At 41.7% G+C, this 11,405-nt stretch carries 11 protein-coding genes; 3 read left to right on the forward strand and 8 right to left on the reverse strand.

Features of this window, described 5'->3' with window-relative positions:
* Positions 1 to 193: 193 nt before the first annotated feature.
* Positions 194 to 808, forward strand: coding sequence for a hypothetical protein (locus LC586_RS00005; protein WP_229482364.1), 615 nt, complete (start codon positions 194 to 196; stop codon positions 806 to 808).
* 650 nt (positions 809 to 1,458) lie between these two features.
* Here LC586_RS00005 and LC586_RS00010 read toward each other — a convergent pair.
* The 4 genes from LC586_RS00010 to LC586_RS00025 form a co-directional block, all read right to left on the reverse strand.
* Positions 1,459 to 2,391 carry an alpha/beta fold hydrolase gene (locus tag LC586_RS00010; RefSeq protein ID WP_229482365.1) on the reverse strand — a complete coding sequence of 311 codons (933 nt, stop codon included), beginning with the start codon at positions 2,389 to 2,391 and terminating at the stop codon, positions 1,459 to 1,461.
* 19 nt (positions 2,392 to 2,410) lie between these two features.
* Positions 2,411 to 2,917, reverse strand: coding sequence for a DUF4112 domain-containing protein (locus LC586_RS00015; protein WP_229482366.1), 507 nt, complete (start codon positions 2,915 to 2,917; stop codon positions 2,411 to 2,413).
* 92 nt (positions 2,918 to 3,009) lie between these two features.
* A complete protein-coding gene (locus LC586_RS00020; RefSeq protein WP_229482367.1) occupies positions 3,010 to 3,909 on the reverse strand; it encodes a YihY/virulence factor BrkB family protein in 900 nt (299 codons plus the stop codon).
* A gap of 424 nt (positions 3,910 to 4,333) precedes the next feature.
* On the reverse strand, positions 4,334 to 4,711 hold the full coding sequence (locus LC586_RS00025) for a hypothetical protein (RefSeq protein WP_229482368.1): 378 nt from the start codon (positions 4,709 to 4,711) through the stop codon (positions 4,334 to 4,336).
* 123 nt (positions 4,712 to 4,834) lie between these two features.
* On the opposite strand from LC586_RS00025, the gene LC586_RS00030 reads away from it, so the two are divergent.
* Together LC586_RS00030 and LC586_RS00035 are read left to right on the forward strand one after the other, a co-directional pair.
* A complete protein-coding gene (locus tag LC586_RS00030; RefSeq protein ID WP_229482369.1) occupies positions 4,835 to 5,020 on the forward strand; it encodes a hypothetical protein in 186 nt (61 codons plus the stop codon).
* A 234-nt stretch (positions 5,021 to 5,254) separates the two neighbouring features.
* Entirely contained in the window at positions 5,255 to 5,737 is a 483-nt protein-coding gene (locus LC586_RS00035) for a hypothetical protein (RefSeq protein WP_229482370.1), read from the forward strand.
* A 70-nt stretch (positions 5,738 to 5,807) separates the two neighbouring features.
* Here LC586_RS00035 and LC586_RS00040 read toward each other — a convergent pair whose 3' ends face one another.
* The 4 genes from LC586_RS00040 to LC586_RS00055 form a co-directional block, all read right to left on the reverse strand.
* Positions 5,808 to 8,282, reverse strand: a complete 2,475-nt coding sequence (locus tag LC586_RS00040; protein ID WP_229482371.1) for a GGDEF domain-containing response regulator — start codon at positions 8,280 to 8,282, stop codon at positions 5,808 to 5,810.
* 21 nt (positions 8,283 to 8,303) lie between these two features.
* Positions 8,304 to 9,341: a sensor histidine kinase gene (locus LC586_RS00045; RefSeq protein ID WP_229482372.1), complete on the reverse strand. Its 1,038-nt coding sequence runs from the start codon at positions 9,339 to 9,341 to the stop codon at positions 8,304 to 8,306.
* Between the two features lie 82 nt (positions 9,342 to 9,423).
* Entirely contained in the window at positions 9,424 to 9,852 is a 429-nt protein-coding gene (locus tag LC586_RS00050; protein WP_229482373.1) for a response regulator, read from the reverse strand.
* 19 nt (positions 9,853 to 9,871) lie between these two features.
* A complete protein-coding gene (locus tag LC586_RS00055; RefSeq protein ID WP_229482374.1) occupies positions 9,872 to 11,365 on the reverse strand; it encodes a sensor histidine kinase in 1,494 nt (497 codons plus the stop codon).
* Positions 11,366 to 11,405: the final 40 nt, after the last annotated feature.

An 11,405-nucleotide genomic window follows, 5' to 3' on the forward strand; every position in this document is an offset into this window, starting at 1 on the left:
CGACCAACATTGCTCACTGAGCTACGCTCAATATTGCTCGTTGGTCAATTCGTCATTGCCCGGAATTCATCCCAACACTGAACGGAGTACCGTTACAGTGTGGGGCTTCTTCCGCTTTAAGCTAAAATGTTAGTTGTTGAATCAAAGAAAAGCTGACTTGAGTTTTGTATTTACTTAGTCATAGTCAAAATTTATGAATCGACCTCGAATTATTCAACCTGGTCAAAGTTATACATTTAGTAAGTATTTTGAACTACCTTTTTCTCCAGCAGATATTTTGGCTGAATTGGGTTGTGACTACGAACGTGAACGGTTACAATTACCGCAATTGATATCTATCCCCAATCAAATCCCAGAATTGCAACGAGTCATTGACCGGAATTTCCGACGTGTCAAGCTACTGAGTGAAGATGCACGTAAGCAAGCAATTATTGCACCCATACTACTAGAAGTTTGTGAAATCGCGCAAACCCAATTGAATATTGAGTATCCCATTAGCGTCAGCGACCAACTCAAAGGTAACTTAGATTATTACATTGATAAAGGTAAGGGGTTGTTAGTGATTGAAGCTAAACAAGCAGACTTAAGTAGGGGGTTTATACAATTAGCCGTAGAATTAATTGCACTAGATCAATGGATAAATTCAGATACACCAATTCTTTATGGAGCGGTAACGACTGGTGAGGATTGGCGATTTGCTACTTATAAACGTCAAGAAAAACAGATAACTGAAGACTTCAAATTATATCGAGTCCCAGAAGAATTAACTGAATTAATTAATATTTTGGTTGGCATACTAAGCAATTAAAGCTGGGTATAAAAATGTCAAAGCTACTAAATTTCATAAAACCCAGATTGGATAGTGCTACCTGTTCCGTAATTGGGTGCGAATGCAGTAAACCTCATGTCATGCCTTTTCCCGATTAGTCAAGCCCTGCAACAGGCGAGCAATTCGGAAATTTAAAAACCTGCCAAAATGGCAACCTGATTCTAATTAACCAAGTTAAATTGTACAAAGATAAACGACTTCAAGGGTTTTGTTATCAGGGGCTACCACGCAAGCAAATTCATTTTGTAAAAACACTATATACTAAGTGATTTACAAAAACAACTATCTCTACCAATTATTTGCAGAGTCTTTTCTGTGCAGATAAATATCAATAATCAGGTTTGGCATTTGCTGCAACAGGAATATTAAATGTGTGCGGGCGTTGTTGTTGAAGTACGCATTAGCCCCAAATAACGGGCAACATCTGTATACATTCCTGTTCACTTCAGTGGCAAATGGCAGAGTGGGAGTTTGAAAGCTGACTGATATGCTTCCTCCCACTCTCTTTTTATTTAATTCGTAATTCGTAATTCGTAATTCGTAATTCGTAATTATTGTTGAAACACTAGTGGGCAATTGGGAGGTGTTTTTACATATTTGGGATTCTCTGATCAAAACATGAGCTATCTTTAAAAATGAGTATCGCGTAAAAACTCAATAATCGCTGCATTCAATACTTCAGAAGCACCAGTTGAGGCATCATGATAGCAGTTAGACAAAATTTCTAATTTAGAATTGGGGATATGCTGATGCAATTTTTCACCATGACTAATAGGAAACCAACTATCTTGCTCACCCCACAAAATTAGTGTAGGACACTTAATCGCACTCAGTTTATTTTGAATTTGGGTGAGCATATTTGGCTTGTTTTCTTGCCAATTCTGAATTTCTCGCGCTGCTATTTGTAACTCTTCGGCGACTTTGGCGATTGTACCAGGTAGTTCAATAAACGGGTAAGTTATCCAATAGACATCTTCCTGTGTCAAAATTGACGGATCAAATAATACCCCACGTCTTTCTATAGCCATAATTTCTCTAAATAGAGGTGCAAACAAATATGCCAGACGTAAGAAGTCAATTGTATGCATTGTTTCCAAGGGCGTTTGGGCAAGTAACCACATAGCCCAATGAGGTAGACGTTCGGCAAAAATAGGTACGTTTACGACTACAAGCCGCCCGACTAACTGCGGATTTTCTTGAGCAAGGGCAAGGGCAACTAATCCCCCCAGAGATTCAGCCACAATCACTGCGGGTTCATCACATAATGCCTGAATAATTCTTTGAAACTCAATAACTTGATGACCGTTGTCTTCTCTACGAGACAATGGTTTTTCGGAAAAACCAAAACCTTTGGCATCAAAACAAATTACCCGGAAATATTTAGATAATGGTGCTATACTATGACGCCAATTATAGCTCCAACTACCCATGCCATGTAATAAAATTAGCGGTTTGCCTTTACCTATTTCGCCATAAGCAATTTGTACAGGATACCCTTTAGCATCAGTAATAATTAGATTTTGCCGCCCTTTAGGAAAAGTGGCTTGCCACCAATCTTTCATTCCGTTATCAATAAATAATTTAACCGCCTGTTAAGGCATTCCATAGCATTCTAATTACTATCACGGGCAATGCGACTAAAACAATGGCAATCAGCAATAATCCCACCAAAACGCCAAAGATAAACCACCCGTCGGCACTCTTTTGCTGGCTAGGAAACTTTAAGTAATCTTCCAACAGCTTGATATTATTAGTATTAGCTCTCCAGGTAAAATCAAAAAAGTCTCCCAAAACTGGGACAGCGCCTACTAAGCCATCAATGATCACATTTAGAACCATTTTGCCTAAAGTGGCTCTAGATACACCCAGTCGCGCTGCTTCTAGGATGATGTAGCTAGAAAACATGATTCCCAAAAAATCACCACCAATAGGTATTAATCCTATAATTGGATCTAGACCAAAACCAATCTGCGTACCAGGAATGGTAATAACATTATCCAGCAGCCGACTTAACTGACGCAGGCGCTTCAAGGTGGGTGCTTTGGCATCAGGTTCAATCATCGAAAATCGAAAAGGAGAATCAGGCATGGAGGCGATCGCTAAGTTTGTCTTGAATCGTTAGACATTTTACTCCCCTACTGAATTTTTGCAAAAATTTTCTCAGGGATTTATAACGATATTTACATATTTTTCACGAGATTCTGACTGTGCTTTTGGCGCATATCTTCGCCGACAGTCACGTTTAACTGATCTCCAATTAACAGAACCGCAGCACTCATCGACAGCCAAAGCATTAAAACTATCACAGCCCCTACTGCACCATAGACTTTATTATAATTGCCAAAATTCGCCACATAAAGCCGAAATAGAGCAGACAATATTGCCCAGAAAACAGCTGCTAAAATTGCTCCAGGCATCATTGGCGTGCCTGAGTTCCACTGGCTTGGGCCATAGCGATAGACAAAACTAAAGGCGACAGCAACAATACTTAAAGCTAAAGGCCAACGTAAAAGCTGCCAAAGATGCAACAAGAAAATTAAAGAATCATTTCCGCGCACTACCATTGCCAACAGTAGATCGCTGGTAAACACTAAGAAAGAAGCCAACACTAAAAGCAACATAGTACCGACTGTTAATGCCAAAGAGACGAGCTTGGCTTTCCAAAAGGGACGCATGTTTTCTGAAGGAATTTGATGGATTTGGTCGAAGGCAGTCATAGCTGTACTCACCGCCCCAGAAGCAGTCCAAATTGCTAATATAAAGCTCAGAGAAAATAAACCACTGTTTCTAGAATTGGTAATTTCTGTAGTGGCAAAATCACGAATTAGAACCAGGGCTTCTTCAGGTAGGACTTGACTGAGTTGTGCCGCCAGTTGTTTAAAGGTAGCTTGTAAAGATTCTGCTAATAAGCCAATGGCTGTAACGATCGCAAGAATTGCAGGAAACAGCGATAACATAGCATTGAAGGCAATTTCTGAGGCGAGTCCAAAAAGTCGTCTTTCCATTGTCCTGGCAAAAGTTTTTTTGAGCGTGCGCCAATTGAGATGGCGAAAGAAGCGTAAAAAACGAGGCTTTGGCATGATTTAGAGTTAAAACTGGTTGGCTTTATTAACTACTTTGCCAAATTTTGTGTAGCGATCGCATTTATCTTTTTACCGCAAGAATACCTAGTGGGGAGTAGGGAGTGGGGAGTGGGGAGTGGGGGGGAGCAGGAGGACAAGGGGACAAGGGGACAAGCAGAATAACCATGCCCCATGCCCAATGATATTATGTTCGCATAATTAGTTATGATTTCCACAGTCATTGCACCCCACCCCTTAATCCCCTCCCCGCAAGCGGGGAGGGGAGACGAAGCGTAGCTTTGGCGGGGTGGGGTTCTTCGGGTTTAATAAGTAATCAAGCGAACATGATATGACTCTTATTTATGTTGAATTACTTAGAGGATATACAAAAACTCCCCTCTGGTGTGAAGGGAGTCAGGAATTAGGTATGAGGGATTGGATTTTATTGACTCAACAACCCGATAGCCATCTCAAGATGCATTTTCGCTTTGTGCAAGGCTAATAGCTTCTCTTGGGTGTATCTATCCGGGTAATTCATGATTCTCCCTTCCATCGTGATTTTGATGAGTGCAGCTTGCTCATCAGTAGGTGAGTTCATCTCATCTATAGCGTTACTCAGTGCTTGCATGAAAGCAAAGGTAGGAGGTTTTAATCCCTTCCCTGTCTCAAACTGGGATAGCGCCATACGAGGGAATACCATCAACGATGTAATCCATGAAGTTTTGTACCCTTTATTCCCAGTTGGTTTGATACCGTAGCGTAAGCATAGGTCACGAAGTTCTTTGATGGTTTTGATTTCCAGTTCCGAACGTGTAAACATAGAGTAGCCATTCCTTAAAAGTGGTATCGGTAGGTAACAACTTTCTCAGGGTAAATTGCCTACCGAATTAAAACTGTATTTCGATGCTTGCCCCGAAATAAGTTATATTTACATCTCTCAACAATGCCTAACCGTAAAGGTAATCCTCAAAATTTTGACAATCCACCGAGTAAAGAATTAACTGAAAATGTTACTTTTAGAGCTACGAAAGAAATGAAGGAAGAAATACAGAAACAAGATAATCCAGCGCAATTTTGTAGAGATGCCGTTCAAAAAGCACTGGATGAAAAGAAAGGGAAGCAACAGTAAATAGTATTCAAATATTAATTTTTGTTTCAACAGCTACAGTAGTTATGCTTGCGCCACTTCACACTCACAAAAGCTACTGAGGTGTTACTTTAAAAAACTTTTGATGCCAATATAGATTGGTCAGTCTTTAGGATTAAAGTATTACTCTTGTTCTAATAAAAAAAGAAACCATCATGCTTTTTTGATTGACGAAAAATGTAACTTTAGTCCTTTTATAATACAACGAGGGTAATAATGGCTGAAAATACTAATCAAACGATAACTTTAACACAAGAGTGGTTGACAGAAATCCAGACACTCAAAGAGCAGATGGCGGGACTTCAGAGCGATCGCGATACGGCTTGGGAAAGCGCCCAAAAATGGCGTCAGCTTTACAACACAGAAGCAGAACAACGGCGCACAGATGCCCAATTGTCCCAACAGGCGATCGCATTCCTCAAGGCAGACTTGCATAAACTCTCTTGTCTTGAGATGGAGACACTGGCTGCTGGAACACCAGTAACAGCGATTCAACAAGAAATAGAACAACTAAAATCTGTAGAGGAATTGCAAGCTAAACTCATCGCCGTAATCAAAGAACGCGATCGCCTTTTGCAAGCTTTGAAAATTGAGCAGGATAACCACGCTCAAACCCGCAATAGCCTTACAACTGCCTTGGGTGATGCTATTGATAGCTTGACACGCGAACGAGCCGGAGGAGAAAAAGAGAGTAAATGACCTGCCGCTAAATGCTTAGGCTCTCTAGCGGGGATTTAAATCCCCGCCTCCACTACTAGACTCCGTAACTCTATCCTTGTCTCGGCTGAATGCCAGATACAATTAATGTCTCTATCGACTTGCTATCGAGGGGTTTGGAGAACAAATATCCCTGTGCGTACTTGCATTTCATGGCTCTAAGTAGTGCCAGTTGCTCTACAGTTTCTACGCCCTCTGCTATTACATCTATATTTAGACTTTGGGCTAGGGTGATGATCGCTTGAACAATCTCCAAGTTTTCCCCGTTAGCACCAATCTTAGCAACAAAAGAACGATCAATCTTCAAGGCATTACTTGGAAAACGGTGCAGGTAACTCAAGGATGAATAGCCTATGCCAAAATCATCTAAGTGTAATTGCACATTCATCTGTTGCAGTTGCAAGAGCATAAAAGTTGCTGATTGAATATTTTCCATCAGTACGCTTTCGGTAATCTCCAGCTTTAAATTGTTGCCTTCCAGACCAGTCTCTTGCATAATTTGGGAAATTTGCTCAATTAGCCCGGACTGTGAGAACTGTTTAGTGGAAAGATTTACACTGATTGTCAAGGGTGGTTCGCTAGGAAATTGTATTTGCCAAGCACGCATTTGCCGACAAGCCTCGCTCAGTACCCAATAACCAATAGGAATAATCAACCCAGTTTCTTCCGCCAGTGGAATAAAGTTGTCTGGAGGAACTAATCCCTGTTGCGGGTGCTGCCAGCGAACGAGAGCCTCGAAACCAGTAATTTTGTAAGTTTCTAACAACACAATTGGCTGATAGTAAACCTGAAACTCGTGGCGTTCAACTGCCCGCCGTAGATCCATCTCTAACTCTAATAGCTTCGTTACTTCGGTGTACATGGTTGAGTCAAATATCTCATGGCGTGCCTTACCCAATGCCTTAGCGCGATACATTGCAATGTCAGCATCGCGCAGGAGTTCCTCTGGTAGGTTGTAATTACCCTTATTTAGGGCGATGCCAATGCTGACGGTGGTAAATACCTCATATCCGCTGAGTTGGAACGCAGATGTCAGAGTTTCGTGTATCCGCTCCACTACGCCTGTTACGTCATTGATGTTGTTGAGATCCTCAAGCAAAATTGTAAACTCATCTCCCCCTAGACGAGCAACTGTGTCTCCAGCACGGAGACAGTTCTCCAGTCTGCGAGCAAGGGCAGTTAATAGTTGATCGCCAATCATGTAGCCGAGACTGTCGTTGATAACTTTGAAGCGATCTAGGTCTAGAAAGAGAACAGCAAATGTATAGTCCGCACGTCGTTTTGCCATCATCAGCGCACGTTCTAGCCGTTCCATAAATAAGGCGCGATTTGGCAAACCGGTTAGTATGTCGTGAAAAGCGTCATGAATTAATTGCGCCTCTGCAACTTTTAAAGCAGTAATGTTCCGAGCGATACTTAAAACAAAAAATACTGAGCCGTCGCTAGCCAACTCAGGCACAAGACGGGTATGGTAATGTTTTGTTTGGGAAGCGATCGCTAAACTGCATTCAAAGTCGGTTTCTTGCTTAGTTTGGAAAACTTGCTGGAGTTTATGATCGCATATCCGGCAAAATTCTTCTGGCAGATTTAACTCTGCGTTTGTTTTGCCGATAAATGTTTCGGCTGATATTCGTGTAACCTTTTCAATAACTGGATTAACGTAAACGTAGCGCAATTGAGTGTTAAATCTGGAAATAATATCAGGTGCATTTTCAACTAGTGCTTTGAATTCTTGCTGGCGACGCGCTAGTGCCTCCAATATCTGCTTACGCTCGGTGATATCCTGAAAAACGCAAACTGCACCCGTGATGTTACCATTGTCGTCTTTAATTGCTGCAATACTATCATCAATGGGGATTTCAACACCGTTTTTAGCAATTAGTATCGTCTGTTCTGGTAGACCGACAGTAACACCAGACTGAAGGACTTGCCTGATCGGGCTTTCAATTATTATCCGAGTTTCTTCATGAGCAATATTGAATATTTCTGTTGCTTCTTTACCAAACGCATCTGAATAATTCCAACCCGTCAGTTCCTCTGCAATAGGGTTCATAAAAGTTACAGTTCCAGATTCGTCGCTAGTAATTACAGCATCTCCAATACTTTTAAGTACAGCAGTCAGCCATTGTTCATTCTGTTTTAATTTTTTTTCCGTTCGATGTTTAGAAAGTGTAATTTCAATAGTGAACTTTAATTCCTTTTCTTTGAAAGGCTTGAGAATGTAGCCAAACGGCTCTGTTTCCTTTGCTCGATTCAATGTTGATTCATCGGCATTAGCAGTCAGATATATTACTGGAATTTTAAAAATATTATGAATTATCTGAGCGGCCTCCACACCGTCCATCTTTCCTTTGAGATGAATATCCATTAAAACTAAATCTAGAGAATCATCTGCTGCTTTCTTAATTGCTTCTTCTCCAGAATCGGCAAGCCCTAGAACATTATATCCAAATTTTCTTAGCCGACTTTGTATATCCATTGCTACGATGATTTCATCTTCAACAACTAATATATTTACTGAATTCATAATTTTGTGAAACTTACAATCTTAGGAAGTTTTATTCGGAAATATAATTTTATATTCCACTCCATTATCGCTGGTAAGATCGATATTACCTTCTAACTGATGTGTTAGACCTTTGACTAATCGCAAACCTAATGATTCTGTAGTTTGAAAGTCAAAATCTAGGTCAAACCCGACACCATTATCACTGATAATAAGCGTAAATAAATTTGCTTCTATGGAGCAAAATTCAATACAAATTTCTCCTGGTTCTCTTTGGGGAAAGGCATATTTTAAGGAATTTGAAATAAGTTCATTGACAATCAACCCGCAAGGAATAGCTGCATCAATGGCTAGAAAAACCTCCTCAACATTCATTTTCAAGGTAATAGCGCTGGAATTAACGTTGTATGAATAAAATAAATTAGTTACTAAATCTTGGATATAGTCAGCAAAATTAATCCTTGCCAAGTCTTGAGATTGATATAGTTTCTCATGGATCAGAGCCATTGATTCAATCCGGTTCTGGCTATCTTTGAATACCTCAAGGGCTTGATTGTCCTTGAGATACTCTGCTTGCAGATTGAGCAGACTAGAAATAATCTGCAAATTATTTTTTACGCGGTGATGAATTTCTTTCAATAGCACCTCTTTTTCTTGAAGCGATGCTTTAATCTGCTCCTCTGCTTGTTTGCGCTCCCGTCTCACCTGTGCCTCACGCAACTCGCGTGCAACAGCAGGGATAAGTCGTGCTAGATTACCTTTAATGATGTAGTCATGGGCACCAGCTTTCATGGCAGCTACTGCGGTATCTTCACCAATAGTGCCTGAGACAATAATAAATGGCAAGTCAAGTCCACTTTCCTTGACTTGCTTCAATGCAGCAGGAGCGCTAAAGGTGGGCATGGAATAATCGCAGATGACGATATCCCATGTTTGCCCTGCGATCGCAGCTTTCATGGCTATGGGTGTATCAATCCGTTCAAAGGTTACTTGATAGCCACCACGTTGCAGTTCACGCAGCATCAACAAAGCGTCATCTTCTGAATCCTCAACAAGTAATACGCGCAGTGGTATACCCATGTAATTCGTAATTCGTAATTCGTAATTCGTAATTAAGAAAGTCAGCTTTGTATCTATAACCTGATTTTGGAGGATTGGTAAGCTATATCCTTGGCGGTGATTCGTTTAAGACAAACCAGTACAACCCTAGCTGTCGCACTGCTTCACTGAATTGGGAAAAGTCTACTGGTTTACGAACATAGCTGTTGGCACCCAAGCTGTAACCATTGATTAAGTCTTGCTCCTCCTTGGACGAGGTGAGAATGACGATGGGAAGGATTTTTGTCCTGTCGTCGGTTCGCAGGTGTCGTAAAACTTCCAGACCATCCATTTTAGGCAACTTCAAATCCAGGAGGATGAGATTTGGCATAACGCTCATGTCGCGATCGGCGTACACACCTTTACCAAAGAGATAATCTAGGGCTTCTGCTCCATCGCGTGCCACTATTACCTCGTTCATAATATTGTTTTTCTTGAGTGCGCGTAGGGTTAGCGCTTCATCATCAGGATTATCTTCTACAAGTAAAATCATGTTGTATGTTTTCCTCTAGTTAAAGGGTGAAGTAGAATGTTGCGCCTTGCTCTACTGCACTTTGGGCCCAGACACGGCCACCATGACGGTGGACAATGCGCTGCACAGTAGCTAGTCCGATGCCAGTGCCTTCAAACTCAGTCATGGCGTGCAGGCGCTGAAAAGCACCGAAGAGTTTCTCAACATAGGCCATATCAAAGCCTGTACCATCATCACGGACAAAATACACATGGGTGTCATCTTGCTGCAAAAGCCCAAATTCTATGCGTGCTTTTTGATTTTTTCCTGTAAACTTCCACGCATTACCCAGCAGGTTTTCTAGCACGATCCGTAAAAGATGAGTATCACCATTGGCAACCAATCCCGGTGTAATGACAAACTCTACTTGGCGTTCTGGTTGTGTTTTGTGCAACTCACTTGCGATCGCCTCCACCAGTCCGCTCAGATCAACGTTTTCGCAACGCATCTCACTGCGCGTTAGTCGTGACAAATTCAGTAAATCGTCGATCAGTTGTGCCATTCGCTGGGTGGCTGCACGCACTCGCTGGAGGTAGTTTTGGCCTAGTGCGTCAAGGTTATCAGCATAATCTTCTAGTAGCGCTTGGCTAAAGCCGTCGATGCTCCGCAAGGGGGCCCGCAGGTCGTGAGATACAGAATAACTAAATGCTTCCATCTCTTTATTAGTGGCTTCGAGTTGTGCTGTGCGTTCTGCTACTCGCTGCTCAAGCTCGACGTTCAGGCGCAGAATCTCTGACTCTGCACTTTTACGCTCATTAATTTCAGTTTGCAATTCTTCGTTAGTGTTTCTAAGTTCGACAGTCCGTTTGTTAACCTCTATTTCTAACTCATCACGAGCTTTTTGCAGAGAATTTTCCATCCGCTTGCGTTTGGCGAGTTCCTGATTGGTGATCATGGCTGCTAAACCGACGAGAATAGAAGCTATAATGCTGCCAAAAATAGTTAACAAAGTTGTTTGATGAGCGCTGGCGTTCGCCTCTATTGACCGCTGTTTCAACAATTCATTCTCTTCGTTCTCCATAGCTGTAGTCAGCATTCGGATGTCCTCCATGATCTGCTGACCCTGATCTGTCTGAACTATTTCCAGCGCGGACTCTAAATTTTTGCTCCTGGCGTTAATCGCCTCTTCCATCAAAACTAGTTTTTTGGCAATCATGGGTTCAAGGCGATCAAGCCGCCCCTGTTGATTGGGGTTATCCGCAATCAATTGGCGCAGAGCCTTAAGTTTCTGAACAATCTCGTCAGTTACAGTGCGATACGGTTCTAGATACCGTTCTTTGCCCGTGAGAAGATAGCCCCGTTGTCCAGTCTCTGCATCTTTGATTTGTGACATTACTTCTTTAGTCTTTTCCAGCACCTCGCGTGTATGTGTGACCCACTGAGCGTTTTCTCTATACTGAAGCAAACTCAGATACGAGACGACGCCAACACCAGCCATGATTGCCACTGCTATTACAAAACTGCCCGTATTCTTTTTGTAAATAGCCCATTTCATTTTTTACCTTCCTAGTTGAAAAAGTAGCCGCTGACTAAAT

The organism is Nostoc favosum CHAB5714, assembly GCF_020829495.1.
Taxonomy (GTDB): domain Bacteria; phylum Cyanobacteriota; class Cyanobacteriia; order Cyanobacteriales; family Nostocaceae; genus Nostoc; species Nostoc favosum.

Bases quoted from the DNA above. Each gene is read 5' to 3' on its own strand.
- LC586_RS00015 (WP_229482366.1), bottom strand. From the start codon at position 2,917: ATGCCTGATTCTCCTTTTCGATTTTCGATGATTGAACCTGATGCCAAA.
- LC586_RS00045 (WP_229482372.1), bottom strand. From the start codon at position 9,341: ATGGGTATACCACTGCGCGTATTACTTGTTGAGGATTCAGAAGATGAC.
- LC586_RS00035 (WP_229482370.1), top strand. From the start codon at position 5,255: ATGGCTGAAAATACTAATCAAACGATAACTTTAACACAAGAGTGGTTG.
- LC586_RS00005 (WP_229482364.1), top strand. From the start codon at position 194: ATGAATCGACCTCGAATTATTCAACCTGGTCAAAGTTATACATTTAGT.
- LC586_RS00055 (WP_229482374.1), bottom strand. From the start codon at position 11,365: ATGAAATGGGCTATTTACAAAAAGAATACGGGCAGTTTTGTAATAGCA.
- LC586_RS00025 (WP_229482368.1), bottom strand. From the start codon at position 4,711: ATGTTTACACGTTCGGAACTGGAAATCAAAACCATCAAAGAACTTCGT.
- LC586_RS00050 (WP_229482373.1), bottom strand. From the start codon at position 9,852: ATGATTTTACTTGTAGAAGATAATCCTGATGATGAAGCGCTAACCCTA.
- LC586_RS00040 (WP_229482371.1), bottom strand. From the start codon at position 8,282: ATGAATTCAGTAAATATATTAGTTGTTGAAGATGAAATCATCGTAGCA.
- LC586_RS00020 (WP_229482367.1), bottom strand. From the start codon at position 3,909: ATGCCAAAGCCTCGTTTTTTACGCTTCTTTCGCCATCTCAATTGGCGC.
- LC586_RS00010 (WP_229482365.1), bottom strand. From the start codon at position 2,391: ATGAAAGATTGGTGGCAAGCCACTTTTCCTAAAGGGCGGCAAAATCTA.
- LC586_RS00030 (WP_229482369.1), top strand. From the start codon at position 4,835: ATGCCTAACCGTAAAGGTAATCCTCAAAATTTTGACAATCCACCGAGT.